This window comes from Microcoleus sp. Pol12A5, assembly GCF_036701435.1.
Lineage (GTDB): Bacteria > Cyanobacteriota > Cyanobacteriia > Cyanobacteriales > Microcoleaceae > Microcoleus.
Genome location: NZ_JAUBQU010000007.1, coordinates 79,263 through 105,330, shown reverse-complemented (window position 1 = coordinate 105,330; position 26,068 = coordinate 79,263). Strand labels below are relative to the sequence as shown.

The window sequence follows — 26,068 nt, the reverse complement described above, 5'->3', positions numbered from 1 at the left end:
TACAAAAAACTACATAGAAAATTATTCGGATATAAGTGTAGCATATTTTGGGTTAAAGTTAAGATGCGTTTACCCTGCCCTAACATCGACTTAATCTGCGACGAGGAATTCTTACACAAGCAATTGCCTTTAACCTGCATTACCACCCGAAGTATTGCACTCTGCGGTCAAGTAATTGCTGTTGCATCTACAGAAGATGGTGAAACAATAGGCTTGACCGAAGCTCAGTTTCAATTAGTAGCCACTAATCTGAGTTTGGTGATTCCTTCCTAAAAAAAGGTGCCTCAAGTTTTTACTTGGGGCAACTCCGCTATTGGAAAAGTTACCTAAAAACCCATAAAAAATAGGTAACAAAAGGAAAACAAAATAGCTATCGCAATCGGTGCAAACAATTAAAACAATAGGAAACACATCATGGCCAGAAAGAAAGCGCAATCAACCGTATCCCTAGAAGCTCCTACTTCCACTGCATTGATTGAATCAACGCCCAACACTTCCTTATTGGATGCCATTGTTGCTCAATTACTAGCAGCATCAGAGCAAGGAATAGAAGCACTGACTAACCTCAAAGCTCAACTAACAGCACAGCACGATACTTCCGATACTCCTGAATCCGACTCCATTGTGCAGCGAGCGTGGCAACACATGAATCCAGACCAACGTGCTCTTATCTCCAGTCGCTGTGAGGCGCACCGAGAAAAAGAACGAGTGCGTGGTAAATCATTGCACCAACTCACGGCTCAATTGGAGGATTTGGATGAACTAATCGACAGCACCGAAGGTGAAGAAATCACCCCTGAATTAGAAGCAGCGGTGCAACAACTCCTCGAACAACGGGATGGCACATACGAGCAATGGCTCACCAAAATTGATAACTACTGCGCTGTCATTACCAACCTCCACGCTTTAAGTAAACAACGAAAATCTGAAGCAGAACGGTTGAGTAAACTTGCAGCTACCGATAGCAAACGGGTGGATTGGATGAAGCAACAACTTAAAATTTGCCTTGAATCCCAGGGTGTCAATAAGCTAAGTTTGCACCGCTTTAACTTAACTATCAGCAACAACGGCGGAGTCTTGCCCCTCAAACTTTCTTGTGAACCCCAAGAACTTCCTCCCCAATTTCAGCGCGTTGAAGTATCACCCGATAACTCAGCTATCCGACAAGCCTTAGAAGCGGGAGATATCGAAGCTCAACGAGTTGCACAATTCGGAGAACGTGAAACTCATTTGAGAGTTCGATAGATTGCCAGCAAGCCTGAAATAATCATTGCCCAAAAGTGATTGTTTCAGGCTTAATGTTAAAATAAAAACACAAAATAAATTTAATAAGATGGCTATTGCTAGTGTAGAAACAATACTAAGTTAGAGGTAACATCATGCACTGCACTTTAGGGTTAGATTGCGCTCAAATGGGCTTAGATGAAGGCGGAGAGTGCATCAATGAAGAACTATGCCATGAATACACAAAAGCGTGGAATCTTTACGACATAGTGCTGTTAAAAGGATTACCTGGAGCGGTGTACGTATGCTGGTACGGCAAAGATTCGAGCACTGAATGGGCTGATGAAAAGTGGGGATTCAATCATCTCAACAACTGCGATTGGTTATTGCATTACACTGCATCCTTGAATGCGTTTGCAGAGTGGCAACACGCCTATTACAAACTGTCGAGCCGAAAAAGCAGCACCTACGTCCGCACTGAATTATTTGATGAATTTGACCTACTGAGAAAGCAGGTAGACATCGAATATGCCAAGAATCATGAAGATGATGATAAAGCGTTGTTTTTATTTGAATAGGAGAAGAATGATGTTAGGAACGCACTTTATCGAATTACCCGTACTTATGCCACCCATGCTGCCCGAAATGGTCGGAGTCAGCAACACTCAATACTTTGCTCTTTACTATCAAGGAAGCAAAGCTACATGGAGCAGTGGCAGAGCAATGGCTACATTCAGTTACTACGCCGTGTATGCACCCTTGGTCGAACACATAGCCTTAGCTATTCACTTAGAACCCTACAATTTAGGCTCCGATGATGAAATACCAGAACACGCTATTTTATGCGACACAGTTTGCCATAAAATGTATGTCGGCGCATACAAAGAAATCGATTATTTCCTGTTACAGCAGCATCCCAAGGAGTTACCCACCTTATCAGAGCAAGAGTTTAAAGAAGCCGTAAAAGCGGTAGAGGATATGACCTTAGAGCAGATGCAGAAGTTGGGAATGTTCGAGATGTTCGGCAACACCAATCCCCAAGCACGCCAAGCAACCATAGAATTGGTGCAATGGCTAGACCAACAAATAACCGAAGAATTGATACAGCAATATATTCAATTAGCTAACCGGGGTAATTGGACAGCGATAATGGCATTAGACACCCTGAAGCTTAGAATCTCAGAAGGTAAGAAGCAACAGCAGCAACTAGAGAACAACTAAATAATCCATGCCGGGGAAGGAAGTATCAATATTACAGCCTCGGCATGGGTACAAAACACCCATACTGTAGTCAAAAGGAAGCCAAGCAATGAAGCGAACGACTTGGAGAGATAAAGCAATTTATAGCATTGCCGATGCTCTTTTAGAGTACGAAGCTCAATGCTTGTTAATGGGAGAAGCGATAGAAGGAAAAGCGGCTAAGAAATGGATATCCAGAGAGCGCTTTCCATTTGGATTTAGAAAATACACTCCCTACAGAACATGGTTGCAAGAAGTTGCCAAGATTCCCCATTTTATCAGTACGGGATGGCCAGCAGAAACCTATCCGGGGTGGCGCAGCGGACTCCCAAAACGCCCTCGCAAATGCCCTGTAAGCGAGGGTCAACTCAGTCTATTTTAAAAAGTAAGGAGTATTAGATTCAGAAACACAGCGCTATTTCTTCATCTAATACACGCCAAACGATCGCTAATCTTTCCCTAGTGCTACTCCACAGCTCTTGTGCGTCCTGGATTTATGGTGTTTGCGATCGCGCCGGGGATTGCAGATAGGGCAGAGCAATCGGTTGTTGTGGAGCTTTTTAAGTTCCCGTTCCCGATGCCACCCCCCGCGCCAAGTCCTCACCAACACCAACTCCCGCCCCTGTTCCACCGCAGCTTTGGTGATTCGCGCTCCCACTTTGGACTTGTGTTCCCTCAAACGATCGCCCACGGGTTTATTAGTGCTGCCCAAATAGTGGGATGCCGTGGCTCTGGGATTAGTTAGATTACCAATGGCGGGTTGCCAGTGAATTAAATAACAGCCGGGTTGATTTTGGTTCATGGCTTTGATTAATCTTGTTTGCAACCAAAGCGTTAGCCATTTTATTGAAGTGACTTAAATTATCGATAAATCCTAATTTTAATGAGTTATAAAATATCAAAGTAATGGCTATCGCTTGGGGTGAAACTAGCCAATAATTTCCATGCTAATTCAACCCAATAAACCCATTCAATTACCCAAGCCTTACCGCATTCCATTAACTACTCAAACCATCGAGTTGCGCTGTTGCCTCGAAGTTGCAGCAGACTCAGACGAGTGGATAATCCCCACCCCGGCATACTTTATCGGTCAAAAAGTGTGGCTGATTAGCCCAGATTTACCCGTTGATGATTGGGAAGAAAAGCGCATCTTCGGCATCGAACTCTACGCCGCTAGGTGGCAGCACGGCTCTTTGATGGCTGAACCAGTTTGGTACTACGGAGTCAAAGCTCTCACGGGACAAGGAGAAACTAAGTGGCGGACGGAGGACGAGATCACCCCAAATCCCCAAGCTTATGATTTTGAATCAAACCATTTCTAACAGCATCAATAACCCACAAAACTCCCAAGTAATTGCTAACGCTTGGGGTGCAACACTAGGAAAAATAAACCCATGAACATCAGAACTATCGCCGTAAGCTACACCCGTAAATTTAACTTGGGTGGATTTAATTCAGTTGACTTATCCTGTTCGCTGTGGGCGCAAATAGACCCCGAAGAAGATGAAGATTGCTGCATCGAAATTTTACAAAACAAAGCAAGAGAAGCTGTGCGTTCCGAGTATCACAAAGTTACAAGCAATCACAAAGCTGTAGCCACAGTTAAAGTAAACGGCGCTTTAGTTGAAGACTTCATCCCAGAAGGCGAAGAATATGGAGCGCTTGTGGTGAATCCAGTACATCTGCAATAGCGGCTGACTGATGGAGAAAGAAAAGCCCCAGGTAAGTGCTATCGCCTGGGGTACAACATTCATTGAGTTGAGATAAAAGTGATCAACAATCGAGTATTTGAGGGTGAGTACCGCGTTGAAGGTGACAAGCGCATCTTGCAGTGCCATTCCCGTGGAGACAAGCGCTACAGCCCGTTCTTTTGCTTTGTGAAAGCTTTGGTACAACAGATTGCATCGAGAACCACTACCAATGCGCCAAGCGTTTTGAAGGTTGCCCCGAACCCGGTAACTGGATGGACTGCTGCGAGGTATTGGAAGCGCCAAGGATGCAAGCAAATAGCGTGGCAAATAGGCGATCGCGAGTTACCCGTGAAGTCGAACGAACAAGGCACCAGTTTTGCTATCGATGATTGGGGGATTCAATACTACATCGCTTTGTGGCACCGACACTTATCTCAACATCCTGAAAAAGTAGAATGGGCTCGACAATTTGATGAATTTGAAGACCCGTTTAAACGCAATTTTCCTTTCGGTCAAGCTGATGTTATCCGAGTTGCTGCTCGCGAAGGAGTAGAAGCATTGTTGCCTTATTTCGCTCCCCTAAAGCAACTCTTCGATACCAAGTAATCTTAGCTCGGCTGCAAGTTATGAACTATAAACTTGCAGCCAATCAAAGCTAAAACTCGATAACTAACAATCAATGAAAGTGAAAGTAAATGGCTTTCGCTTTGAGTGAAAAATAGGAGGTTTTATCATGGCTAAGAAATCAGATACAAATGTTCAATCCGATGCTGATGTCCAATCCGAAGCAAGGCCCGTACCCGAAATTGTAGAAGCTACCATCGAACGCGATGAGTTTGCCAGTCCCGATTTCGTAGACCCCGAAGCTCGCCTACCACGCATTCAAGCAGTGCGGGGGGAATCCAACCTTGAACACTGCGGCTACTTCATAACTGCGGATAATATGGCACAAGCAGGTTGGCTAAATTTCGATGAATCCCAACTAATCGAGTACACTTTCAATTCAGGAAAAACCGAGCAGGGTATCCTCATCCGCAAACCCCGGATGCTCGTTTGTCCTAAAACACCTGTGCTTGCCTTTGACCGGGATGAAAGTGAAAAGCTTCAACAAACGGTCATTCTGGGTCTGTACGATCGCACTTGCAAAGAGAACGATCGCATTGGCAACGTCCAGTATTTCCAAATCTTTCTCGTTAATGCCCAGAACCAACCCCTGCACTCCATTCCTTTGAGTTACAAAGCCAAGGGTGCGACTCAAGGCAGTTTTAGCCAGCACTGGCAGCAATTCTGCACCGAGATTACAGCTTGCCATGCCATCGAAAACCGCATCGCTGCCAAACCCAAGAATGCGGCTTTCAAGAGCTTGTGCGTGTTCGAGTTCGAGGTAGAGCGCCAGATAGTCGGAGAGAAAAAGAAATCAGCCTGCTGTTACGTTACCTCGCACACAAAACCCACTCTAGAAACTTGGAAGCAGCACTTTTTGGGTTACGACCAACAAACCAAAAAATGGACTTGGGAAGCCCTTGAACCGGAGCGCCCTTTGACCATCCCCGTACTCCCGCAATTTCAACCGCTAGCTTTATCTGAGAGCTAATTCACCTCTGGGGAATTGAGTAACTTCAATTCCCCAGAACTCAAACAATTTAAAAGCATAGAGGAAACCCCAACAAAACGGCTACCGCAATGGTGAAAACAACGATAACGAGGTACAATATGGCTCGCACAACTGCCAAACAACCCCAACCCCCTAACTTTGATGCAGCTTTTGGTGATGATTTCACCGTCAAAGATTACTCGGAAAAAGAGTGGGAAAGTGTGTATTATGCTATCCGAGAACTGCAAGGAAAAGCGCTCAGGAAATCTAAAATAGCTCAGGGCGAGCTGTTCTCTTGGGATACCTACAAAGCTAAATTTGCAGAAGTATTCGGAACGCCCCAGGAAAAGCGCTTTACTCTAGAACAACTCGCGAGTTACGGTATGCAAAAGTGGGGGATGAATTTGGAGGAGCTTAAAGCCTACAACCGCCGTTCTTGGGAAAGGCGCAATGTTGAAGTCGAGGTATCGGTACTTCCCGCATCTGTGAAAACTCCCAAACTGCTCCCAAATGTTAGTTCTTGGGATATTAGCAATCGAGTAACAGATACTTGGGCAACATGATATTCCCTACTAATTGAATCGCACTCCCAGGTTAGTCCTGGGAGGTACAATCTTATTAGTGGAATCAGCGCACCCAACGCCAAACAAAATGCTACACCGCCACAAAGCAGCTATCAACCGCCATAAACTATCGCGACCTTGCCAAAGAGCGATAGAGTTTGGATTGATTACCCCAGAAACTACCATTACCGATTACGGTTGCGGTTACGGGCAAGATGCAGAACGGTTGAGTGCAATGGGATATCCCGTAATCAGCCGTTACGACCCGTACTATTTCCCCGATTCGAGTCCCTTACCCGCTGATGCGGTAATGCTCAACTTCGTGTTATCGGTAATCGAAGACCCAGCAGAACGCGAACAAGTGTTGGTTGCTGCCTGGAACTTAGCTCAGAAATATCTCATAGTGGGATTGCTATCGGGTAGGGCAAAAGATGCGGCACCCCGCTTCAATGATGGCATCATCACCAAGTGGAACACCTTTGAAAAGCACTACTCCGCCACCTCGGGAAAAGCTTACCTGCAAGCAATATTGGGATGCGATTTAGTGCGCTTAGAAAACTGCATTTGGGCTATCCCCAAGGTTCCCTCAAAAGTCCTAACCGCTTACAATACTCCGCCTTCCGAACTTCAGCGCTTGCTGGTCAATTATAAGAAACAACGCTATCGGTTGGGGTGTCAAACTTTACTGCCCCAAGGTGCTTACATTGAAGATTATTCACCCAGCAATAGCAATCAAACTTATTACCGATTGCGCTCTCCCAATCGAGATTTACCGGGTAAAAAGGGCAAGAGCTTTGTAGTCCATTTGGGAACGGTTGAGTCTCCCGAGTTCAAGGAAGCAGCTAAAGCATTGCAACGCCGAGAACAATTGGATTTCCTTACCTCCCGAATCGAGTACATCCAGCAAGTTCTTAAAGAACCTGCACCCACCGCGACTAAAGTGACAGTGGCTCCCAAACCAGGTTTCATGGCTCACTTTTCTATGGCGCAAATGGATTTGTCACCCCCTTCCACGTTTTAGGAAGTACAGACCAGCGCCCCGGTCTAACTTGTTTGATGCCGTATTTTCCCTTCGTCTTCGGGTTCTCTTCCAGCATCGCTAACCTCTGAAGCGCTTCCTCAAACTTGTTGCCCCATCCCCCGCTGCTCCTACCGCCCATCCTTACCCGCTCCTTCTCCCTCAAATTTACCAGTTGCCCTTTCCCAAAAGCTGGGAGCCCATATCCAATGGCGCTTGGTACACTGTTCCTTAATTTTCTTGCCGCCTCCCACTACCAAAAATACGATCTCCTTCGTCTCGGCTCGTTCGCACGCCATCTCCCACTGGTCTAGGTTGTACTGGAAATTATCGCCACATCCCCGAGTCGAGTAAGCCCTCCATCCCTTGGGTACTCCCAACAGTTGCCAAGGAGCTTGTTCTGCTGCAAAATTAACATCCACCCAAATCCGAATTGCTGCTTCTGATTGCCAAACTCGGCTCGTCCACCGCTTGGCATAAATCAATCCCATCAGGTAAGCCAGGGGCGTATTGAGGTCGGTGCTGAAATTCAATTCGCAGGCTGCCTTGGGATAAAGCGCCGGTAATGCCATCGGATTCGACAGCAGTTGCGTAAATTTGTAATCATCTTGGTAAAAGTGGAACGTTCCCGTAGTTCCCCGCTTCTTGGCTTTACTTCCCCAAGCGTCCAGGGGAAGTTCTAAACCCGTTGCTTGCCATTCGAGCATCAGCATGGGTACATCCCAATCATCGGCAGGGAATACCAAACCCCCCGCCCGCAGCAGCTTCCTTTGCAACTTCCCCGCTTCAGTACGATCGCTCGCAATTGTTTCTGGCTTTGGATGTAACATTGTTCGTTGGCTCTTCCTTTGTTAACCCGCTCTACAAGTTGCTGCAAACCGTGGAAACCAACTTTATTGATGCTCTCCTGTTCGCCCGCTACTTGCTGCTAACCGTGAAAACTCAAACTCACCGATGTTATTTCGTATGTAGTAGTTGTCGAAAGTTTTGAACACAGAAGAAAAAAGCTCGTTTTCAATCACAATAAGCGTTTTGGAAAGTGTAGATTGTCCTTTTTTGAGCTTCCTGATGTTCCCTTTTAGCAGAATAATCAGCCTTATTTTAGGACAATTATAGTCAAGGAATCGGTGAATAGGGGGAACACCCATGCACCGAGCGGCGTGTCTGCATCCACGATCGCCCCCAGCGCTATTGGGATCGCGGTTGTCGATCGCGATCGCACTTTTTTGACCGCGAAGCGATTGTCCTACACGACCGCCCGCTGCAATCCAAACATTTGGGAAACCTTCACTACCCGCACTATCGATCGCACTTGAAATTCAAAAGGTTGCTGCGCTTTGGTTTCGTTGCCCCCCCCTGCCCCCTCGGGGGGAGACACTCCTCAGAAGTTCGGGGGAGGATTTCTAGCATGAATGCGAAATTGCTCCCCCGAACTTCCTCGCAAAAGCAGTTGCTTCGCTTTTATTTGTTTGGGGCCGCTCAGGCCGCTGGGCCGTCACTACATTGGGCAGTATACAGAGGCGGTCGGAAACGGTGCAAGGCCTCACGCACGCTAACTCCGACTAAGCAAATAGGCTTCACTAACAAACTGCAAGGAATTTTCACTGTCTCACTAAGCGAATAGGCTTTACTAAGTGTCAGTAAGCTCGAAGACTCGCTAACTGACACTAACTAAACCGTATTCGCTAAGTGAGTCTGTGAAAATTTGCAGTTTGTAAGTGAACCGTATTTGCTAAGTCTCCGTAAGCGTCCGAGAGCAAGTAAGAGTTTGCAATCGTTAGACTCGCTAACAATTGGGACGTGCCGCCGACAACGATTTTTTATTGGTGCTTGAGTGTTGTCGGCGGCACTAAGATTTCAAACGCCGCCAACGAATTTTTCTATTTTATTTACGCGTGTTGGCGGCGTCTGAAATCTTCCCAATTCTAACCTCTTCTAAGCGAGCAAACTCTAAGCCTTGACATAAGCAACATTTTGTAAGACTTGGCTCGCGGACAACTTCTAAGCTAATCGGGTAGCTGGCAGTTTTGTAAGCTTCACGCCCCGTATCAAGTAGCAGTAAGGCTCGAAGACTCGCTAACTGCTACTAAACACAGGGCGAGAAGCCAACAAAACGGTCGCAACTACCGGATTAGCTAAGAAGTAGTTGACGCTCACGCAAGCCTAACAAAATCTAACTTTTCCTCGCACCCCTGTCTCCTAAAAGTGTAGTGACTGAGGAAAAGAAAATGTTTAGAATCATCAACAAAGTAGACCAGGATTCAATCGAGGATTTGAGAAACTGGTGTCAAGATAGAACAATGAATATGAGAGAAGATCGATCCAGCTATGCACCCGGTCGATTGAGAATGTGGATTTTTGCCGAATGTGATTTGCGAACCAATGCCAAAATTTATCCAGCTTATTCGGACAATCGAATTGAGAAATTTGCTCAACGAGTTTTCCCCGGCTGTGATATTGCATTGCTGACTTATAACGGAAAAATTGATTGGCATCGAGATCACAACTACGCCACATTAATTGCACGAGGAGTGAACCTCGGACAAGCCAAGTTTGGGATTGGTTTACCCAACAATCGGGAAGTAATTGATTTGGAGGATGGAGATATCTATGAATTTAACTGCAAATTACCCCATGCAATCTTGTGGCACAGCCAAGAACGCTTCAGCATTACCTTTTGGAAAATGAGGAGCGAGTACAAACAATAACTGAATTAACGAGATTTGAAACGAGGTAGAGAGTAACATCTCTGCCTTTTTTTGTACTAACAACAGGAGGAAAAGACAATGCTCAAAGTAATCATCGCGGGTTCGAGAGATTTCAACGATTACCAATTACTCGAAAGCTTGGTAGATATGTACCTCCAGCGCTATTCTCCCGACCAGGTAGAAATAGTATCTGGAGGTGCGCGGGGTGCCGATCGCCTCGGCGAACGCTACGCCCGATCGCGGGGAATGGCACTCAAGGTAATGCCCGCCGATTGGAATCGATACGGTAAATCAGCGGGTTATCGGCGCAACGAATCAATGGCGCAATATGCCACTCACTGCATCGTTTTCTGGGATGGCTCGTCACGGGGAACCCAGCACATGATTAATCTAGCCAATCAATACAACTTGGCTCTGAGAATTGTGCGCTATCGTCCCTAGAAAGTTGCCCTGAGCAAGGCATTAAAAGGCTCACATACAAGAAGAGCAAAGAAAAAAAGGAAAGTAAATAAAACTGCTTTCGCAATCTGTGTAAACACAAGTCCACTCAGGAGAAACGACCGTGAACTTCATCAACAAATCCCAACTCGGAATCTACGCACCCAAGGCTTCAGAAAAAGCGGCAATCAGTGCCGAAGCCCAAACCGTTATCAAGGATGCCATCGCTACATACAAGAAACTCTACTACGGGGTGAGACAAGTCGCTTGGCAGCATCGAGATAAACGAGCCAGCTTCATGGATGCTAAATCCAAGGGAGAATTAGAGCAATTCATCATCGCACCGGGTTGCCGCCAAGATGATGGTTCCTATTCCAAAGATGAATGGGATTATCAACAGCTCAATAAATACCTGTGGGAGCGTTTCTGCGCCCATTTCGAGGATACCTTCGGCTTAGAACGCATTAAAGAATTGACAAAACTCAAGGATTTGTTAGCCGTTACCGAAGAACTGCTCTCAGTAGCCCTGGACGAGTGGGGACACCGCATCCTCGAACGCATTGAAGATGAATCATCAGAATCCCTAGATTCAGTACCCCGCTACACGACCGACCTTCCCAACGGCACCCGCATCGAAGCCGATTTCCGAAATCCCAACAAACGGACGATCGCCCTCTCCGCACCCAATTTCTCGAATATCCCGGATGTATTGGTCGAACAGATGCGGGGCGATACTTGCTGGCAGGGAAGGATTTACTTTGACAGCACGGGAGCAACGGCGCTCACATCAAAGTCAGCCAAACTTCTGGGTGAAATGCTCGAACTAGCCGCCAAAGTGAACAGCGGCATCAAGGAATTTATCGCAGCACCAGATTTCTTCCTAGGTTTGGAATCAGCCCAAGCCCGCAAGCGCAATCTCCAACGGGTGAAGGCAAGGCTCCTCGAAATTAACGAGAACAAACTCACCCAACGCCAAGTGGAAGCTCCCGAAAAGCAGGCAACCCGCCGCATCAACGAAGCGATAGATGCAGCCGAGAATGCTGAACCAGAGCAATTTGAGGAAGCTCGGAACCAAGCCAACCGCATCAAAGCCCAGCATCCGAAGCCCCAACAACCGCAACCAAGGCCGTTGAAACGGCGCGCTGCCACCCTAGATGAAGTTAGCGAATGGATGGAGCGCAATGTCCATTTATTAGGAATGGAACCCGACATCGACGCCGAACTCGGAATCAAAAGCGTAAAACAATCCAAACGCCGAGTTAGCGAAGCTGACCGAGAGTAAGCGCGCTCTCGAATAACTGAGCGGTCGTACTTAACCAGAGTGCGATCGCTTTTTTGTTTATCAACTACTTCAGGTAACAAGAAACAGGAAATACCAAGAAAACAGCTACCGCATGGGTGCAAACAATATGAGGCAACTGTCATGCGCTATTCCACCGATTCTGGATTCACGCTAACCGAAAAACTCATTCTCATAGTAGTCCTCAACATCCTGTGCGCCATCGCAGTGCCGGGATGGATTGGGTTTATGAATTCCCAACAAGTTAGCGTAGCGAACGATCGGATTTATTGGTGCTTCCAAAAAGCGAAATCGGAAGCTCGACGCGAAAGATTAATCATGGAGTGTCAGATTAGACAAACACCCCAGGGCATCCAATATTCGGTACACCGAGTTGATGAACCTCCCCAGTGGCAAAGTGCGGGCATCGACCCCAAAGTGGTTATCAAAACTGCCACTTTCTACTTTGATAAAAAAGATGGAGCTTATCGGATGCAGTACAACTGGCTCGGCGTGAGTAACGGGCGCTTGGGTCGCATTCACCTAACGAAAGAAAATGCAGAACGCTGCACCGTGGTGAGTACCCTTTTAGGCTCCACGCGCACCGGACGAAGGGGCAACTCATCCAATCCCTGCATCTAATCCCAAGCACAGCGTACCGAGAGTTTGTGCGCTGGGTGTTTGGGTGCCCCCGCAGACCTAGATTGCCCAGCAATCCTGAATTATATTGGTGCCTTGGTACATAAATTATGGGATTGCTGGGAATAGGAAAAACCAAGTATCAACGCTACACCATTACCAATAAAAATTTAATTAAACGGTTATCGCAAGGGGTATAAAACACAAATAGCAATCCTGATTCCCATGCTCCTAATTAGCTTAGTGCAATTCATTGCTGTGTTCTTACAGCAAGAATTAGCACAATACATCGACCCAGAACCATCCCTCGCACCTTATTTAGCTTACCTAGAACTCCAGCACGAAATAGAATCGGATTACTATCACGCTTGCGGGCGCTGGTAGCTCCTAAACTTGGGGCAACGGTTGCATTCTATCCACTTCTCCCGTTGCCCGATATTCCTCGCTATTTCAATGCTTTGGTACACTAAGGCATTGGTCGTGTTTCGGTGCTGGGGTACACTCTCGCTATTCGTTGTGTTTCGGTGCTCTCGCATGAGATATCCCTTGAGTTCTGGTACGCGAAGCCATTGGTCGTGTTTTGATGCTTGGGTACACTCCCGTTATTGGCTTGTTTCGGTGCTCCCACATACTCAGATATTCGCTGTGTTTCGGTGCTCCCGCATATCAAGATATTCGCTGTGTTTCGGTGCACTCGCCCATGAAGATAATCTGCATTTGTTATTCCCAGACTTGCCCTATTCAAGGTTACTTTGATGCTGCACTAATTAATCTTTAATCCAGGTTATTACAGTTTGTTACAGAACCATTACTTTCAACAACTTGGATTTGTTTAGCATTTCCAACAGGCGAGTATCATAAGGCACATGGTACTAGAAATAAAGCTGAAAATCATCCCCGATATTGAAACGGGCATCATCGCTCACCAAGTGTGCTGCACGGGTGTGCTGCATACGGGTTTGGGCAGGGCAATTGCATCCGAGTGGCCCTTTGTAGAGTTGGAGTATCAACGCTTCTGCGGCCCCGATGCAGGTGGAGAGCGCTTTGTTCCCGGCAAAATTCAAATGGTTCGGGTTAGCTCCACTCCAGAGCTTTGGGTGTGCAATATGGCTGGTCAAAACTTGCACGGCAGCAAGAAACGCTATACCGATTACGAAGCCCTGGCGCTTTGTTTGTCCAAACTCCACGCTAAATCTTTGGAATTGCAGCTAACTCCTTTCTTGCCTTACAAACTCGGATGGTCTGGGGGGCGTGGTGAGTGGAGTGTTGTCCGTTCCCTCATCGAACAACACTGCCCCAATGCCATCATCTGCATGGATTGATTAAACCTCAGTCAAGGTAAACTTCGAGGTAAACAAAGACCCAATGGAAGATTCAGTGCTGAACTGAATAAAGTAGACTCCAGGCTCCAAAGTGGTTGTCAAGTTGCTCGAATATCCGTCGCTCGAATCCACAACCACGCGGTAGCTAGAGTTCACAATTGCTGCGATGGCGTTGTCCGTTACTAAATTCACTTGCACCGGAACATTCACTTTAAACCTCGCCCAGTCGGTGATGTCGTCCCCCCCGATGCTTTCAGAGATACTCGAAACTCCGCTGCGGTTCTTGCTCGTTGCGCCCTCGTTCCAATCCGCACCAGTCAGGATATCCCTGCTTTCCCCGGTTTGGGGATTCCTCCGCCTTTTCGCTAAGGTTCCCATGTTCCACGCTCCGCTTTCCTTGTTGCCCATGTCGCTTTGCATTGTTTCTCATTCCAGCTTGGTTTGTTAGACACCGTTAAGTAACAAAATATACTAATTGTACGGATTTACTCACAGTGGAATAACGGAGCTAAACTCGTGGTGGATTCCGGTTCGATATTCCAGTTGATAAGTGGATTTTGTGCGGTGTATAGTTCATATTATGTAAATCTGATATTAAAAAACTACCAAAATTCCAATGACAACAGAACTTTCCACGAAATGGCGACCAGAACAAGTTTGTGAACAGTTAAGTATCGGATCGTCTACGTATTACAACAGATTGAAGCACCTGGGAATTGAGGCAAGCAAAGATGCGGATGGCCCGTATCTCAATGCCGAGCAAATGAAACTGATGGAGGATTTGAGCGAGCACATCAAAGCAACGGGGAAGATGCAGGGATTCGGTGGCGGCGGCCAACTAGCGCTATCAGAAAATTCCGGTTTGGCATCGGAATTAGATATTCCCGTACAGCCGGAGATACCGGGCATTGACGAAGATGAGGAGGTGCGAAACCGATTAATTTGGGAAGCAGGCGAACTCAAAGTGCAACAAGAAGCCACGCCACACCTCCTTAAGTTGCACCTGGCTGCCCTGATGACCGAGGAGGAGCTGTCTGACGAGCAAAGAGCAAAACTCCAAGCTATTAGGGAGGCAGCCACCCCAAAGCCGAATGCCGCAGCATCAATAGCCCAGCAACTGTTGCAGCGGCACCGTCAGAACCAAGGCAAGAATCCAGAAACGAAGTAACCAAAGTTTGTGAAATCCTCCGCAGCGGTCATTGCTGTATCGTCACCGGAGAGCTGGGAACCGGTCTGGAAGATGTAGCGACAGGCGTTGCTTTGGAATTGGCGGGGGAGTTCTCCATTGCTACGGCTACTTACAAAGGAAGTGGTAAGAAATTCTTTCAGCAGTTAGCCGAACAATTGGACATTCCTACCGAAGTGGAGGATGACAAAGGTAAAGTTAAACAATTGACCTTAGACCAACTCAAAGAAGAAATCGCGCTCAATATTTCCACGGATGCGTTATTGCTGCTGCCCGAAGCCAAGCGCCTCACCACGGGAATTCGATTCTGGCTTGAGGATCTAATCGAAGCTGGTTGTCGGGTTTGTTGCTTGGCTGTGGCTAACCCCGGTCGCGATATCTTCATCAAGATGATCGAAGTTGAATTAGAATTGCCCAGCGATCGCGCTATTAGATCTGCAATGGAAGATGAAGCGGCTAAGTTGGGTTTGAATCTCACAGCAGCTCGGCTTTCCCAACTGCAACCGCTAGCGGGGAGGAATCCGATGCTGGCGAGGAAAGTAGTGCAGCAAGAGAAACTCGGTATCAATCAAACAGTGGAGCACCGCCAATATTTAGTAATGATGCCCATCCTGCTAGCTGGATTGTTCTCTTTTGCCGTGATTCGCTATGTGGGAATGGGAACAGGCAACAAGAACTGGCAAATCTTTGGTGGCGTTGCTTTAACTGCGGCGATGGCTGCCAAACAATTAGGGCGGGTCGAAGGTGCAAAGAAGAGGCTGGGTCAATGATTAGAGGTATTCCTGCAACAGAATCGCACAACTTACACCCAGAACAATGGGTGAATATTTACGAGCTTGGCATTGCAGGCGATGCTGAGTTTTATGACTGCTGTCAGGTGTCAGATTTAGATTTAGATGACCCCTCCGAATACCGTTTAGAGCTAATAGATGAAGCCGGAAAACTTATGCCTGTGGGAGAAGCTTTGAAATGATGGCGCTCACCCACTCTATTATTTCAGCAGCAGGAGTTTCATTGCTCCTAGGTACTGGTAATTCCCTGCATCTGGCATTAGCAATTGCCGGCAGTCAGTTACCCGATGTGGATACTTCTACGAGTACCATCGGGCAAATCCTATTTCCGATTAGCAACTGGATTGAGGAGCGCTTTCCCCACCGCTCGATTACTCACTGCTTCCTGGCAACTTGCGCTTTGGCTTTAGTCTCTGTACCTGTCTACTTTTACGCTGATTGGAAAACGTGGCTATCTTTACCATTGGGACACTTCATAAGTTGCTTCTCCGATATATTCACCAAACAGGGAGTGCAGTTCTTCTGGCCCTATCCCACTTGGTGTATATCGGTTTCAAACCCCAATCGACGCTTGCAAACCGGAGGCGCTGGCGAATACTGGGTGTTAGTTATTGCCACCATTACTTTGGCTGTAGCGATTAAACTAAGCGGAACGGGTGGCCCGACAGCATTGGTGGGGAATTCCCTGGGATTGCGCTCGAATGCCACGGAGATTTATCAAACCAACTCGGCTTCTTACCACGTTTACGCTCAGGTAAGCGGCACTTTTGCCAGCGATTCTAGTTCAGCAAACGGTAAGTATTTTATAGTAGCGGGGGAAGGTAACGAGTTTATTATTTACAATCAAGCGGGTTTGTGGAAAACAGGTACAAATCTAATCAGCAGCCGATTAACTGCGGAAGTAGGGCAACCCGCATCTGCATCAGTTCAATTGTTGCAGTTTGACGAGGAAGAGTTTGCCATAGCTCCCATTCCCGATACTCTCATCTTTGTGACGGGTACGCTAACAGTAGATGAACCAGATTCAATTAAAATAGTCGCTAACCCCAAACAGTTAGAGATAGCGAAACTAATCGGTGATAAAATAACTTTTAACTACTGTCCACTAGAAACAGCCATCAAACTACTGAGCGGACAATACATCACGGGTTCCCTAGAAGCCAAGATATTTAGCCCTAAACCAGACTTATGAGGTAGCCTATGAAAGAATATATAGCAACTGCATTGGGAGCGGGAGTTGTCGGATTCTTGCCTTTCCTCAACCTCAACCCGCAGTCTAATACACTAACACCCTCACCCGCATCCGCACCCATCCCCCGCTTACAAAAGCAACCGATTATTCAGCTACAGCAATCAACAAAACCAGGAAAAAGACATCGCATTCAAGTGCAAGTGATTTCCCTCAACGATTTAAAGATTGCTGAAGGATCGGAGGTAGCAGCCGGACAAATCATCAGCGACCGCACCGAAGAACGCCAATCCTTGGAAGCAGAACGCAAGCAAATCGAGAACAGCATCCAACAATTATCAATTCCTACGAGTAAACTAGCCGAACTTCCCGCACCCAACTTTGCCATAGAAGAAGCAGCCATCCAACAAATTAAGGATGAACTGCAACTAATGGAAGCCCACTCGGTAGCACCAGCACCAGAAACCTCGTTCAGATTTAAGGATGAGACGCTCAGGAAGTTATTAGAAGCCAAACAACTAGAAGAAAGAGCAGAAGCCATCACCGTTGAAGCGAACAACCGCACCAAACTTGCTGAATCTAAAGCAAGATTAGTGGGGCAACTAAATAGCGCCATTGCTGCACTCAACAAAGCTAAGAGCAATTACCAACACCAACAGTACGAGCATTCGCTGAACCTGGTGAGGCAACAATCCGAGATGCAGAGGCAGCAGTACCAAGTAGCCAGCTTGGTAGCTCAGAAACAGGAAATAGAATCGAAACTGCGGGAAATAACTCAGATTAAATCCCCCGTAGCTGGTAGAGTACGCCGCATTAAAAACCTGGGTCAAAAGGACAGGCAGATTAACTTAGAGGTGGTGATTGATGTTAAGTAAGAGCTATCAAGACTGTATCATTACTCCGCAAGAAGTAGGCTTTTTAGTTCAATTTATTTCTGGTGGTAAGGTATTGATAAAAGATGCCCACTTTTTTGAAGATTGCGAGAATTGGATTGACAGACAATTGACACATTTGACAATAGAAAAAGCGTTGGGGCATCCATAAATGCAGAAGTTCCTCAATGCCCTACCCCTGTTAGCCATTGCAGGTTTGATTTGGTTCCACTTCTACCAACCCGACGGCGATCAACCTAAACTAGCCAAGCCTCCCAGTCAAACAGAATCGCGTCGGTGTCAGGTGGTTGAAGGCTCGATTTACGACGGCGATACTTTTCGGGTTAAGTGTGACAATCGCGAACAAAAGATTCGACTGTGCGGCATAGATGCACCGGAAGCCAAGCAACCCCTGGGTATTGAGTCTCGGAATTACCTGCGTTCCCTAGTTGCCCAAGCAAAAGGTCAGGTCATAGTTATTGAGATGGATCGGGACAAGTACGGTCGCAGTGTCGCCGAAGTATTGCTAGAGTCACCATCAGGCGAACAATCAGTGCAAGAGGAAATGCTCAAAGCGGGTATGGCTTATCACTACAAACAGTACAGCGCCAATTGTCACAACCGTGAGGCGTTCGATATCGCAGAGGAGATGGGGCGATCGCAACAGCGGGGAGTGTGGGGGTTTCCCAATGGTGGTGAAAGACCTTGGGATTATCGCAAGCAAGATAAGAGCTGATTTACGCCAATGTTTGGTATACACCAAGCCAGTCAGGAGCGATCGCAACAGCAGGAAATGTGGCAGCTTTCCAATGGTGATAAACAACGGTGAAATTATCCTCAGCCAAAGCGTTAAATAGGGGTGCGGAATTGTTGTTTTGCCCAATCCAAGAGTTCGTCATAGGTGGAATAAGCGCACAGTATCCGCGACGAATCCCCTTTTTTCCTTACCGCAATCACTTTGCCTCTTCTATCTTCATAACCGGGCTTCCCGGTCATTTCTTCTAGCTCTAACTCAAAAAATTTAAGCGCTTGAATGAATTGGGAAATCTTATTGTCTTCCATGAGTTAATAGCTTTTTAATTTAATTGGTTCACCATTACACTGGATATATTTTAACTTGTCCGACGTATCCTTACGCACATTAGAAAAACACAATCCGTTGAGCTTTGGAAACAGGAAAATCGCTGGCTTTGAGCCTCCTTGAAGGAATGCTTAAAGCCGGGATTGTGGCAGTTGCCGGGAGCCAGCGTCAAGCTGGATTATCGCAAACAGAAGTAGGATGGGTCCCGCCGATGCAAGTGCGACGGCAAGCAGTTGCGACAAATCCACCCACTCAAAGAAGTTGATGGGTGTTTGCTGCCCCGATCCGCCGAGTACAGCGTCATAAGGGCGGGGTTCTGATTGGTGCATATTTTGGTTCAATCCCAGTAAAGCCCCTTTTTAAGGGGGCATAATTCCTAATTTCCCTTGTCAGGGGTTAACTCCTCAAGTATCTGCCAGACAACTTCAATATCGCGTAAATCAGCTTTTGTTTTCTTGCGCTTACCTTTCAGTAAGTTAAGTACCTCTGGGGGTTGTAATAATTTAAATTCAGCCACTGCCGGAAAAATCGGCGAGCAAGTCGCTGAGCCAAGTAGTGAGCGCACTACTCCCACTTCCCATTCAAGCTCGTATTTTTCTTCCTCGAACCCCTTAAAAGCTTTTTCCCACCGTCGATTCTCAGCCCTTAGTGCTTCTAATTCTTGCCTGAGTGATTCAACCTCATCATTTAATCTATTTACTTCATCAATCGAACCGCTTGTGTCATGGGATTCATCTGTCTTTACCTCTACTTCTGATCTGAAATTATTATTTATGTAACGCGGTTCAGCACCTCGGTCAAGCTGTCGGGCATAGTCGAGAGTAGAGTCCGCTAGGGCGCTCGGAACTCGAATGGTGCGAGTCGGGCCGCTATGCCAAGCAGCTTTAAAACGGGAATTTTTGATTGAGTCTTCGTATTTTTTAGGGTTAGGCATAACAAGCGAATCCCGTGTGTCAAGCGTTTCATTTAACATGACAGTCATGCCAAACAGTGTCAAGCGCGTGACACACGGTTTCTTGATTCCTGGCAACAGTTAAGGAGGGTGGCGGCTATTTTTCCGACGGTCTGAAACCGATTTTCTTCATTTCAGAAAAAATTTAGCAGCCCGTCGAAAAAATCCCGCTAGGGCTTTAGGCGGGGAAACTGCAATTTCTATATCTAGGGCATAGAAGCAAAATAAAACTATGATATCTAATTTCCATTGTAAGAACAATCCTAAATTAACAAATTATAAAGGTGGAGTATATTTTTTTAGTGCAGATACAATATCATTTTTACGCTCACTAGACAGCAACCTTAAAATTAATTTAAGGTATCCATTAGATTTTAAATCAAAAAAAGGCGAAATTAGAGTATGTAAATTTTTTTGATGATAAACAATTAGCGCTTTCTTATAATCTTTAGACAAAATTATATTCTTATATAAATCCAAATTTTTTTCGTAAATTTCATTAGCATTAATAGATGTCACTAAATTATCAAAAGTTTTTTCCAAAGAAAATTTGTCTTTACTCTCTTTTTCATTAAACTTATTTAACTTAAATTGAATTTCTGATGCAGAACGTTTGGCTACCTGATTTTGCAAATCCTGCTCTAGTTTATTAATAACAAAATTTGCAATTCGCTGACAGATATCGGACGAGTTATCAAAATTGAGGTGATTAGCAACAACTTCTAATAGTTCAGGAACACAGAATATGTTCTCAATTTCAGCCACATTCAACGCAAATATATTAAATGTTCTCAAAGAATCAATCTGATTTTGAGGTCTGTAATCCATATCAATGATACCAAAAGCTTCAACATCAGGATAAAGAGCTGAATTACCTCGCATTGCTTTAGTTGCCTCAATCACTTTTTCACAACCACCGCAAGGCATTATCAAAAATTCTGGATATACCGCCTCATAAACCTTATAATCTAAACCTCCTATATTACTTTCGACAAAAAGAATTTTTTTCCTGCTTCCTAAAATTTCTAATAAAATTGGTTCGGGTAAACCTTCAGTTTCTGGAACTTCACCCCAATTCCAGTGCTTACCATCATAACTTTTGAGCCATAATTTTTTAGCGCCTACTCTAGAAGCTGCAAAATCAATGTCATGAGTAATATAAACAAACAAGCAGCCCGGTTGTGCTTCCTCAATTCTTGACCAAAGTTGGCTCATTAAGGATTTATGAAGATGAATTTCAGGCTCATCTATAATTACAATTGAATCAGACGGTACACAGAGGCATTGTGCCATTAAATAAAAAGCTATCCGTTCTCCATCACTCATTTTTCCCCCGTGATAGATAGTCTTACCTGAAGTTAAAACATTAATTTTGTTGTCTTCAATCACAAGTTCTCTATGAGGTAAGAGATCTTTCCAAATTTCCAATAAAATATCATCTGGAGACTTTGGTATTTTAACAGTCTCGTTTTTACCTTCGCGTTCCCTTTTTTTAAGAAGTTTAACTACTTGGCTATCTCTTTGAGCTTTTCTAGCAAAAAGGAGAGTAAGTGCTTTTTCAGAGTCATTTAGACCATCCCTTATAGCTGAGTCATCGGAGAGGCCAGCATTTGACCATCTACTCATCATCTTTGCTATAGGGAAGTTCGACTTTAACAAAGAAGAGTCGCTAGTACCAAACAGTAATTCCTTTTCGGCTTCCTCTAAGCCCTTCAATGGCACGTATTCCGGAAAATACAAAGATTTTTGTGCTGAAATTCTATGAACTTTTTCAGAATTTAATTGATTCTGCTCTATCCAAACACCAAACTTGCTTTTCCCAGCACCGTTAGCTCCTATAATTACTACTGACCCGCAACAATCTAAAATTTCGGGTTTACTGTTTGCCTGCTTAGGAGGAACTTTCAATTTGTGGGTCGATATTACTTTGTGTTTCAACATTACAAAGAAGATAAATAAGTAACGTCTGTTCGGAATAAGCAAGGAAAGGGAGAAGCCAGTTAAGCTGAAGATTGTCAAACCGATTCAGCACGCATCTCCCACCTCTAGTTTAGAAGAACTATAGTGCCACATCGACGGTTTCTGCAAAATTTGAACTTCTCTGGCAACAGCAGTTGCTCGGCCAGGCGGTGAAAACACACCGACGCGCACAGGGACGCTCGCCTGAGCGAAATCATGACTATCTTGGTAGTGTTCCACCAGCATCACTACCGCACATTCAAACACTTTTATCTGGAACAAGTATATCGCTACGGGAATACCCCATTTTCCAGCTCACTCCAAAACCTTGTTCTAGGCGGGGATACTCTAATTTCCCCGCCTAAGTCCTGTAACCCTTGCTGTTACGTCAGGAAAGGGTTTTAAACTTATTGGTTTCATCCCCGGATTAAACAACGCCTTTTGCCCGTATATCGGCTACACCCTTACTTGGGAACGCAAGACCAACTATGCTTGCACTTGGGACAGGTTAAATTCAGTTGTCCTAAATTACTTGGAGCGCGTAGCTTTTGAGAACAATTTGGACAATCAATAACTACTTTTATAGGTTGAGCTATTGGAGTATCTGAAAAAAGTTGTTCGACAAGTTGGTAGACTTCACTAAGGGAAATATGACCATTTTCTAAAGATTGCACCAATTGATGAGCATCGTCAGGACTAATTAAATTATTAGTGACCGCTTCTTTCAGCACCAAATAAAATCTTGTCTTATCTTGCTGATCAGAGTTAGACCGCCTCTCTTTAGCTTCCATTTCTCTTAACAGTTCTTCATACTCATTCAATAACTGCTTACGTTTACCTTCATGAGAACCACCATCTTTGATGAGTCTTGATACACCATATACAGTAGCTCCGCCAACTACAGCAGCACCCGCAACGAGGGCAGCAGGAGCAGCTAAAAGCATACTAATACCTGTTACGGCTGTGACAATGGGTATGGAAGCGGTGGTTGTCCCTAAAAGTGCTGCTGCTGCTCCAGCTCCACCAGCGCCTAATGCAGTCACTCCAGCACTAGCAATAACTTCCAATCCATCAGTCGGATTATTTTTCATTTCATCAATTAGTTTAATCAGTTGTTCTTTCGTCAATTCTTCCTTGTTATACATTAGTAACTCTCGGTAATTTCAGGTGGAAAATTAAGCTGTAACAACGTTACGAAATACAATATTGAATACGTCTGCAAACAGAGAAAAGAAATCTTTAACGATTTCACCAACATCTTCACCCACGTTTGGAAATTGTTTGTCTAGTCTATACCCAACCACAGCACCCATTACAGTAACAGTTATTCCCAATGCTGCTGCCACCGGAACTAAAACTTGTCCTAAAAATGGTACTGAAGTTATTAAACCTGCAATAGCAGCCCCAACTACAGCACCTATGCCAGCACCCACTACTAAAAATGGATGAGCCTTAACAAACTCAAGAATTTTTAGCAGTACAATTTTTCCAACAGCAAAAACTTTACCTCCAACCTTTTTGGTAAAGGTAATTAGTTCATGCAATCGACTGATAAATTCTTTGGGAAGGTTAAGCTCTTGAAGTTGTGCGTATACTTCACTACTTTTTGTTGAGTTAGCTTGTGCATTCCAAAGTGCAAGTTTTAAATTTGCTTGTCCTTTAGATAAATTTTGATTGTTCATCTGTAACTATTGATAGTGGCAGCTATATACATATAGTATATTTAACCTTTTTTCAATTCAGTGTCTACCGAAATAATACTTAAACATCAACTCTTTACATAAAGACCTGTGACATAAAAAAGCTAGAAAGTGCCAACCTTACCAAAAACCTCACCGCTCCGACCGCTCTCTGTGTGCCAGCCCCTCCCACCTCTCCCAGTTTTTAAAAAAGTGCGAGGTTTGATGTCGCACCTGTGAAGCAAAAAAGCTAGACCGCCACCGCTCCGACCAACACTGCCTGCCACTGCCACCGCTAGACCAGGGCAACTGTGGCAACACTCCGACCGATGCCGCTAGACCCGCACTAGACCCCCGTGTTGTGCGCTTGTGACGCACTTGCCACCGCTAAAGGTGGAATCATCCCCAAACCCGCTAGACCCCGCCAAATCGTGCTTTTTTCAGCCTGTCGCCGTCGGTTCAGTCGATTGCCCCCTGTCAAGACGATCGGATTGAAGCCCTAACCCCGTACTTATTGGTTGAAAACCCCCTGTTATTGACAGTAAAAAAGCCTCATTTCTCCGCCTAAGCCCTGTAAACTTTGACGCTTCATCAAAATACTCGCACATCCTAAGATACAGATTGAAACATCTATAAATCAAATTTCTGTAACTGATGTTTCAAAACCTGTATTACCTTTCTTGATATTTACCAGATAATTATTTTTATTGGCTGGTATAATTCGCTTATCTGGTAATATATCATCACCCAATTTATAAACAAAAATATTTAATTCACACTGATCTGGTTCCAAAAAAATACCAACACTTCTTATTTCAAAAACTTTGATTTTGTTATTATCCAATGTTATATCTTCAATATTACCATCTCGATAAATTACTTTTACCCGAACAGATTCACCATAAGTGTTGGCAACTTGTACAGTTCTAGAAGTCATGTTTTTATATTTCATTAATAGAGAGTAGATAAAATATATCATAATACATCAACTATTTATATAAATACCACTCAAACCCGCTGCCGTCAGGTGGTGGCGGGTTTTGCTTTTTAAAAATATGTGAGGTTTGCACTCGCACCTGTGACAAGAGAAAGCTAGACCGCCATCGCTCGACACTCCGATCGCCCCGACAGTGGCAAACGCATTAACACAAATTTCCCCGTCTAAAGCTTATAACCCTTGCTGCCACATCAGAAAATTTATTTTCTTTCAGTGTCAAAATATCTCTCAGATTCATTTTCTGGCGCTCTCCATCTAGCTCAAGTAGTGCACGATTGGGCGTGTGGAAGTAAGAGTCGAGAATGGTTCGCAAATCACCCCAACCTCCATAACTTTGACCGTACCCCAGAACTTACGGGGGAATTGGCACCGGATTACCTCACAAATCTAGTTTTTTCAAATTTTTCATGTTGCGAATCGCCTCCGGGATTTCAGTAATCTGATTATAACTGAGGTCAAGTAATTCCAAATTCGACAGTTGTCCCAGCGCCTCTGGGATGGAGCTAATCTGATTATAACTGAGGTCAAGTAATTCCAAATTCGACAATTGCCCAAGCGCTTCTGGGATGGAGCTAATCTGATTTTTACGAAGTTTAAGCTCTGTCAGATTGGATAGTTGCCCAAGTGCTTCTGGGATGGAGCTAATCTGATTGTTATAGAGGGCAAGCTCTGTTAAATTTGACAGTTGCCCGAGTGTTTCTGGGATGGAGCTAATTTGATTATCACCGAGGTAAAGCTCTGTCAGATTCGACAATTGGCCAAGCGTCTCTGGTATGGAAGTAATCTGATTCCAACTGAGGTAAAGCCATGTCAGATTCGATAGTTGCTCGAACGCCTCTGGGATGGAGGTAAGCTCATTGCCCCAGAGGTCAAGCCGTCTTAGGTTCGACAGTTGACCAAACATCTCTGGTATGGAAGTAATCTGATTCATCCTGAAGTCAAGCCGTGTCAGATTGGACAGTTGCCCGAACGCCTCTGGGATAGAAGTAATATTATTGTTACTGAGATAAAGACTTTTCAGATTGGACAATTGCCCGAGCGCCCCTGGAATGGAGGTAATCTGATTGTTATAGAGGTCAAGCCCTCTCAGATTGGACAATTGCCCGAGCACCTCTGGGATGGAAATAATTTGATTGTTAGCAAGGTCAAGCCATTTCAGATTGGACAATTGCCCGAGCGCCTCTGGAATAGAGGTAATCTGATTGCCCCTAATGTCAAGCTCTATCAAATTGAAAAGTTGCCCAAGTGCTTCTGGAATAGAGGTAATCTGATTGTTACTGAGGTCAAGCCGTGTCAGACTTGACAGTTGCCCGAGCGCTTCTGGAATAAAGATAATATTATTGTGACTGAGGTCAAGACCTTTCAAATTGAACATTTGTCCGAGCGCTTTTGGGATGGAGGTAATCTGATTGTTATTGAGCTCAAGCCGTTCTAGATTGGACAATTGGCTGAGCGTTTCTGGGATGGAGGTAATCTGGTTGTTATTGAGGCCAAGCCATGTCAGATGCGTACACTTGACAATTTCCGGTGGTACTTCTTGCAACTGCAAACCCGATAAATTTAATTTAGTCAAATTTTCATCAGCAACCTGCTCAATTCGTCGCACTGCTTCTTCTCGACTCATGCAGTTTACCTCTCAGTAACATT

General features: G+C 45.1%; 36 protein-coding genes. 25 read left to right on the top strand and 11 right to left on the bottom strand.

Annotated elements, in window-relative coordinates; all coding sequences use genetic code 11:
- From QUA45_RS03630 to QUA45_RS03610, 5 genes are all read left to right on the top strand, one after another.
- The coding region (locus QUA45_RS03630; RefSeq protein WP_445305287.1) for a DUF3846 domain-containing protein at nt 1-273 on the top strand (273 nt) is incomplete at its 5' end.
- A 141-nt stretch (nt 274-414) separates the two neighbouring features.
- Nucleotides 415-1,245 carry a siphovirus Gp157 family protein gene (locus QUA45_RS03625; RefSeq protein WP_333219524.1) on the top strand — a complete coding sequence of 277 codons (831 nt, stop codon included), beginning with the start codon at nt 415-417 and terminating at the stop codon, nt 1,243-1,245.
- Between the two features lie 134 nt (nt 1,246-1,379).
- Nucleotides 1,380-1,802: a hypothetical protein gene (locus tag QUA45_RS03620; protein ID WP_333219522.1), complete on the top strand. Its 423-nt coding sequence runs from the start codon at nt 1,380-1,382 to the stop codon at nt 1,800-1,802.
- Nucleotides 1,803-1,809: 7 nt separating this feature from the next.
- The gene (locus tag QUA45_RS03615) at nt 1,810-2,445 is read left to right on the top strand and encodes a hypothetical protein (protein ID WP_333219520.1); all 636 of its coding nucleotides are present in this window, start codon (nt 1,810-1,812) and stop codon (nt 2,443-2,445) included.
- Nucleotides 2,446-2,533: 88 nt separating this feature from the next.
- Nucleotides 2,534-2,845: a hypothetical protein gene (locus tag QUA45_RS03610; protein ID WP_333219518.1), complete on the top strand. Its 312-nt coding sequence runs from the start codon at nt 2,534-2,536 to the stop codon at nt 2,843-2,845.
- 66 nt (nt 2,846-2,911) lie between these two features.
- Here the strand turns inward: QUA45_RS03610 and QUA45_RS03605 are convergent, their stop codons facing one another.
- On the bottom strand, nt 2,912-3,265 hold the full coding sequence (locus QUA45_RS03605; protein WP_333219516.1) for a hypothetical protein: 354 nt from the start codon (nt 3,263-3,265) through the stop codon (nt 2,912-2,914).
- A gap of 142 nt (nt 3,266-3,407) precedes the next feature.
- Between QUA45_RS03605 and QUA45_RS03600 the strand changes: the two genes are divergently transcribed.
- The 6 genes from QUA45_RS03600 to QUA45_RS03575 all read left to right on the top strand — a co-directional run bounded on the left by QUA45_RS03600 (nt 3,408) and on the right by QUA45_RS03575 (nt 7,332).
- The gene (locus QUA45_RS03600) at nt 3,408-3,785 is read left to right on the top strand and encodes a hypothetical protein (RefSeq protein ID WP_333219515.1); all 378 of its coding nucleotides are present in this window, start codon (nt 3,408-3,410) and stop codon (nt 3,783-3,785) included.
- A gap of 72 nt (nt 3,786-3,857) precedes the next feature.
- Complete coding sequence (locus QUA45_RS03595) at nt 3,858-4,154, top strand: hypothetical protein (protein ID WP_333219513.1); 297 nt, start codon at nt 3,858-3,860, stop codon at nt 4,152-4,154.
- 78 nt (nt 4,155-4,232) lie between these two features.
- Nucleotides 4,233-4,760, top strand: coding sequence for a hypothetical protein (locus tag QUA45_RS03590; RefSeq protein WP_333219511.1), 528 nt, complete (start codon nt 4,233-4,235; stop codon nt 4,758-4,760).
- A gap of 127 nt (nt 4,761-4,887) precedes the next feature.
- On the top strand, nt 4,888-5,748 hold the full coding sequence (locus tag QUA45_RS03585; protein WP_333219509.1) for a DUF5895 domain-containing protein: 861 nt from the start codon (nt 4,888-4,890) through the stop codon (nt 5,746-5,748).
- Nucleotides 5,749-5,867: 119 nt separating this feature from the next.
- Nucleotides 5,868-6,311 carry a hypothetical protein gene (locus tag QUA45_RS03580; protein WP_333219508.1) on the top strand — a complete coding sequence of 148 codons (444 nt, stop codon included), beginning with the start codon at nt 5,868-5,870 and terminating at the stop codon, nt 6,309-6,311.
- 88 nt (nt 6,312-6,399) lie between these two features.
- The gene (locus QUA45_RS03575) at nt 6,400-7,332 is read left to right on the top strand and encodes a DNA phosphorothioation-associated putative methyltransferase (protein ID WP_333219506.1); all 933 of its coding nucleotides are present in this window, start codon (nt 6,400-6,402) and stop codon (nt 7,330-7,332) included.
- A 128-nt stretch (nt 7,333-7,460) separates the two neighbouring features.
- On the opposite strand, the gene QUA45_RS03570 is transcribed toward QUA45_RS03575, so the two are convergent.
- The gene (locus tag QUA45_RS03570) at nt 7,461-8,159 is read right to left on the bottom strand and encodes a DUF4417 domain-containing protein (protein ID WP_333219504.1); all 699 of its coding nucleotides are present in this window, start codon (nt 8,157-8,159) and stop codon (nt 7,461-7,463) included.
- Nucleotides 8,160-8,456: 297 nt separating this feature from the next.
- On the opposite strand from QUA45_RS03570, the gene QUA45_RS03565 reads away from it, so the two are divergent.
- The 7 genes from QUA45_RS03565 to QUA45_RS03535 all read left to right on the top strand — a co-directional run bounded on the left by QUA45_RS03565 (nt 8,457) and on the right by QUA45_RS03535 (nt 13,715).
- Nucleotides 8,457-8,645, top strand: a complete 189-nt coding sequence (locus tag QUA45_RS03565) for a hypothetical protein (RefSeq protein ID WP_333219502.1) — start codon at nt 8,457-8,459, stop codon at nt 8,643-8,645.
- A gap of 984 nt (nt 8,646-9,629) precedes the next feature.
- The gene (locus QUA45_RS03560; RefSeq protein WP_333219500.1) at nt 9,630-10,037 is read left to right on the top strand and encodes a hypothetical protein; all 408 of its coding nucleotides are present in this window, start codon (nt 9,630-9,632) and stop codon (nt 10,035-10,037) included.
- A 78-nt stretch (nt 10,038-10,115) separates the two neighbouring features.
- A complete protein-coding gene (locus QUA45_RS03555) occupies nt 10,116-10,478 on the top strand; it encodes a DUF2493 domain-containing protein (protein ID WP_333219498.1) in 363 nt (120 codons plus the stop codon).
- A gap of 121 nt (nt 10,479-10,599) precedes the next feature.
- Nucleotides 10,600-11,757 carry a hypothetical protein gene (locus tag QUA45_RS03550; RefSeq protein WP_333219496.1) on the top strand — a complete coding sequence of 386 codons (1,158 nt, stop codon included), beginning with the start codon at nt 10,600-10,602 and terminating at the stop codon, nt 11,755-11,757.
- A gap of 141 nt (nt 11,758-11,898) precedes the next feature.
- The gene (locus QUA45_RS03545) at nt 11,899-12,396 is read left to right on the top strand and encodes a hypothetical protein (protein ID WP_333219494.1); all 498 of its coding nucleotides are present in this window, start codon (nt 11,899-11,901) and stop codon (nt 12,394-12,396) included.
- A 222-nt stretch (nt 12,397-12,618) separates the two neighbouring features.
- Nucleotides 12,619-12,777, top strand: coding sequence for a hypothetical protein (locus QUA45_RS03540; RefSeq protein ID WP_333219492.1), 159 nt, complete (start codon nt 12,619-12,621; stop codon nt 12,775-12,777).
- A 482-nt stretch (nt 12,778-13,259) separates the two neighbouring features.
- Entirely contained in the window at nt 13,260-13,715 is a 456-nt protein-coding gene (locus tag QUA45_RS03535; RefSeq protein ID WP_333219490.1) for a hypothetical protein, read from the top strand.
- On the opposite strand, the gene QUA45_RS03530 is transcribed toward QUA45_RS03535, so the two are convergent.
- Complete coding sequence (locus QUA45_RS03530) at nt 13,716-14,135, bottom strand: hypothetical protein (RefSeq protein ID WP_333219488.1); 420 nt, start codon at nt 14,133-14,135, stop codon at nt 13,716-13,718.
- 196 nt (nt 14,136-14,331) lie between these two features.
- On the opposite strand from QUA45_RS03530, the gene QUA45_RS03525 reads away from it, so the two are divergent.
- From QUA45_RS03525 to QUA45_RS03500, 6 genes are all read left to right on the top strand, one after another.
- Nucleotides 14,332-14,883, top strand: coding sequence for a hypothetical protein (locus QUA45_RS03525; protein WP_333219486.1), 552 nt, complete (start codon nt 14,332-14,334; stop codon nt 14,881-14,883).
- A gap of 92 nt (nt 14,884-14,975) precedes the next feature.
- Nucleotides 14,976-15,671: a hypothetical protein gene (locus QUA45_RS03520; RefSeq protein WP_333219485.1), complete on the top strand. Its 696-nt coding sequence runs from the start codon at nt 14,976-14,978 to the stop codon at nt 15,669-15,671.
- On the top strand, nt 15,668-15,874 hold the full coding sequence (locus QUA45_RS03515) for a hypothetical protein (protein ID WP_333219483.1): 207 nt from the start codon (nt 15,668-15,670) through the stop codon (nt 15,872-15,874). Before QUA45_RS03520 ends, QUA45_RS03515 begins: the two co-directional genes overlap by 4 nt.
- Nucleotides 15,871-16,884, top strand: a complete 1,014-nt coding sequence (locus QUA45_RS03510) for a metal-dependent hydrolase (RefSeq protein ID WP_333219482.1) — start codon at nt 15,871-15,873, stop codon at nt 16,882-16,884. The genes QUA45_RS03515 and QUA45_RS03510 overlap by 4 nt, the downstream gene beginning before the upstream one ends.
- A gap of 8 nt (nt 16,885-16,892) precedes the next feature.
- On the top strand, nt 16,893-17,756 hold the full coding sequence (locus tag QUA45_RS03505) for a hypothetical protein (RefSeq protein WP_333219480.1): 864 nt from the start codon (nt 16,893-16,895) through the stop codon (nt 17,754-17,756).
- A gap of 169 nt (nt 17,757-17,925) precedes the next feature.
- Nucleotides 17,926-18,489, top strand: coding sequence for a thermonuclease family protein (locus QUA45_RS03500; protein WP_333219478.1), 564 nt, complete (start codon nt 17,926-17,928; stop codon nt 18,487-18,489).
- A 1-nt stretch (nt 18,490) separates the two neighbouring features.
- Here the strand turns inward: QUA45_RS03500 and QUA45_RS03495 are convergent, their stop codons facing one another.
- Nucleotides 18,491-18,652 (bottom strand): hypothetical protein, encoded by a 162-nt coding sequence (locus tag QUA45_RS03495; protein ID WP_333219476.1) that lies wholly within the window; start codon nt 18,650-18,652, stop codon nt 18,491-18,493.
- A 267-nt stretch (nt 18,653-18,919) separates the two neighbouring features.
- On the opposite strand from QUA45_RS03495, the gene QUA45_RS03490 reads away from it, so the two are divergent.
- A complete protein-coding gene (locus QUA45_RS03490) occupies nt 18,920-19,099 on the top strand; it encodes a hypothetical protein (protein WP_333219474.1) in 180 nt (59 codons plus the stop codon).
- A gap of 111 nt (nt 19,100-19,210) precedes the next feature.
- Here QUA45_RS03490 and QUA45_RS03485 read toward each other — a convergent pair whose 3' ends face one another.
- From QUA45_RS03485 to QUA45_RS03455, 7 genes are all read right to left on the bottom strand, one after another.
- Entirely contained in the window at nt 19,211-19,807 is a 597-nt protein-coding gene (locus QUA45_RS03485) for a hypothetical protein (protein ID WP_333219473.1), read from the bottom strand.
- Nucleotides 19,808-20,062: 255 nt separating this feature from the next.
- A complete protein-coding gene (locus tag QUA45_RS03480; RefSeq protein WP_333219472.1) occupies nt 20,063-21,694 on the bottom strand; it encodes an AAA family ATPase in 1,632 nt (543 codons plus the stop codon).
- 117 nt (nt 21,695-21,811) lie between these two features.
- Complete coding sequence (locus QUA45_RS03475; protein WP_333219470.1) at nt 21,812-22,012, bottom strand: hypothetical protein; 201 nt, start codon at nt 22,010-22,012, stop codon at nt 21,812-21,814.
- A 197-nt stretch (nt 22,013-22,209) separates the two neighbouring features.
- Nucleotides 22,210-22,890, bottom strand: coding sequence for a hypothetical protein (locus tag QUA45_RS03470; RefSeq protein ID WP_333219469.1), 681 nt, complete (start codon nt 22,888-22,890; stop codon nt 22,210-22,212).
- 30 nt (nt 22,891-22,920) lie between these two features.
- Nucleotides 22,921-23,427 carry a hypothetical protein gene (locus QUA45_RS03465; protein WP_333219467.1) on the bottom strand — a complete coding sequence of 169 codons (507 nt, stop codon included), beginning with the start codon at nt 23,425-23,427 and terminating at the stop codon, nt 22,921-22,923.
- Nucleotides 23,428-24,061: 634 nt separating this feature from the next.
- Nucleotides 24,062-24,361, bottom strand: a complete 300-nt coding sequence (locus QUA45_RS03460) for a hypothetical protein (protein ID WP_333219465.1) — start codon at nt 24,359-24,361, stop codon at nt 24,062-24,064.
- A 439-nt stretch (nt 24,362-24,800) separates the two neighbouring features.
- Complete coding sequence (locus QUA45_RS03455; protein WP_333219463.1) at nt 24,801-26,045, bottom strand: leucine-rich repeat domain-containing protein; 1,245 nt, start codon at nt 26,043-26,045, stop codon at nt 24,801-24,803.
- Nucleotides 26,046-26,068 lie beyond the last annotated feature (23 nt).

What these genes read in the sequence shown, in the direction of transcription:
- QUA45_RS03625 (WP_333219524.1), top strand. Translation starts at nt 415, where the DNA reads ATGGCCAGAAAGAAAGCGCAATCAACCGTATCCCTAGAAGCTCCTACT.
- QUA45_RS03620 (WP_333219522.1), top strand. Translation starts at nt 1,380, where the DNA reads ATGCACTGCACTTTAGGGTTAGATTGCGCTCAAATGGGCTTAGATGAA.
- QUA45_RS03615 (WP_333219520.1), top strand. Translation starts at nt 1,810, where the DNA reads ATGATGTTAGGAACGCACTTTATCGAATTACCCGTACTTATGCCACCC.
- QUA45_RS03610 (WP_333219518.1), top strand. Translation starts at nt 2,534, where the DNA reads ATGAAGCGAACGACTTGGAGAGATAAAGCAATTTATAGCATTGCCGAT.
- QUA45_RS03605 (WP_333219516.1), bottom strand. Translation starts at nt 3,265, where the DNA reads ATGAACCAAAATCAACCCGGCTGTTATTTAATTCACTGGCAACCCGCC.
- QUA45_RS03600 (WP_333219515.1), top strand. Translation starts at nt 3,408, where the DNA reads ATGCTAATTCAACCCAATAAACCCATTCAATTACCCAAGCCTTACCGC.
- QUA45_RS03595 (WP_333219513.1), top strand. Translation starts at nt 3,858, where the DNA reads ATGAACATCAGAACTATCGCCGTAAGCTACACCCGTAAATTTAACTTG.
- QUA45_RS03585 (WP_333219509.1), top strand. Translation starts at nt 4,888, where the DNA reads ATGGCTAAGAAATCAGATACAAATGTTCAATCCGATGCTGATGTCCAA.
- QUA45_RS03580 (WP_333219508.1), top strand. Translation starts at nt 5,868, where the DNA reads ATGGCTCGCACAACTGCCAAACAACCCCAACCCCCTAACTTTGATGCA.
- QUA45_RS03575 (WP_333219506.1), top strand. Translation starts at nt 6,400, where the DNA reads ATGCTACACCGCCACAAAGCAGCTATCAACCGCCATAAACTATCGCGA.
- QUA45_RS03570 (WP_333219504.1), bottom strand. Translation starts at nt 8,159, where the DNA reads ATGTTACATCCAAAGCCAGAAACAATTGCGAGCGATCGTACTGAAGCG.
- QUA45_RS03560 (WP_333219500.1), top strand. Translation starts at nt 9,630, where the DNA reads ATGAATATGAGAGAAGATCGATCCAGCTATGCACCCGGTCGATTGAGA.
- QUA45_RS03555 (WP_333219498.1), top strand. Translation starts at nt 10,116, where the DNA reads ATGCTCAAAGTAATCATCGCGGGTTCGAGAGATTTCAACGATTACCAA.
- QUA45_RS03545 (WP_333219494.1), top strand. Translation starts at nt 11,899, where the DNA reads ATGCGCTATTCCACCGATTCTGGATTCACGCTAACCGAAAAACTCATT.
- QUA45_RS03540 (WP_333219492.1), top strand. Translation starts at nt 12,619, where the DNA reads ATGCTCCTAATTAGCTTAGTGCAATTCATTGCTGTGTTCTTACAGCAA.
- QUA45_RS03535 (WP_333219490.1), top strand. Translation starts at nt 13,260, where the DNA reads ATGGTACTAGAAATAAAGCTGAAAATCATCCCCGATATTGAAACGGGC.
- QUA45_RS03530 (WP_333219488.1), bottom strand. Translation starts at nt 14,135, where the DNA reads ATGCAAAGCGACATGGGCAACAAGGAAAGCGGAGCGTGGAACATGGGA.
- QUA45_RS03525 (WP_333219486.1), top strand. Translation starts at nt 14,332, where the DNA reads ATGACAACAGAACTTTCCACGAAATGGCGACCAGAACAAGTTTGTGAA.
- QUA45_RS03515 (WP_333219483.1), top strand. Translation starts at nt 15,668, where the DNA reads ATGATTAGAGGTATTCCTGCAACAGAATCGCACAACTTACACCCAGAA.
- QUA45_RS03510 (WP_333219482.1), top strand. Translation starts at nt 15,871, where the DNA reads ATGATGGCGCTCACCCACTCTATTATTTCAGCAGCAGGAGTTTCATTG.
- QUA45_RS03505 (WP_333219480.1), top strand. Translation starts at nt 16,893, where the DNA reads ATGAAAGAATATATAGCAACTGCATTGGGAGCGGGAGTTGTCGGATTC.
- QUA45_RS03500 (WP_333219478.1), top strand. Translation starts at nt 17,926, where the DNA reads ATGCAGAAGTTCCTCAATGCCCTACCCCTGTTAGCCATTGCAGGTTTG.
- QUA45_RS03495 (WP_333219476.1), bottom strand. Translation starts at nt 18,652, where the DNA reads ATGACGAACTCTTGGATTGGGCAAAACAACAATTCCGCACCCCTATTT.
- QUA45_RS03485 (WP_333219473.1), bottom strand. Translation starts at nt 19,807, where the DNA reads ATGTTAAATGAAACGCTTGACACACGGGATTCGCTTGTTATGCCTAAC.
- QUA45_RS03470 (WP_333219469.1), bottom strand. Translation starts at nt 22,890, where the DNA reads ATGTATAACAAGGAAGAATTGACGAAAGAACAACTGATTAAACTAATT.
- QUA45_RS03465 (WP_333219467.1), bottom strand. Translation starts at nt 23,427, where the DNA reads ATGAACAATCAAAATTTATCTAAAGGACAAGCAAATTTAAAACTTGCA.
- QUA45_RS03460 (WP_333219465.1), bottom strand. Translation starts at nt 24,361, where the DNA reads ATGACTTCTAGAACTGTACAAGTTGCCAACACTTATGGTGAATCTGTT.
- QUA45_RS03455 (WP_333219463.1), bottom strand. Translation starts at nt 26,045, where the DNA reads ATGAGTCGAGAAGAAGCAGTGCGACGAATTGAGCAGGTTGCTGATGAA.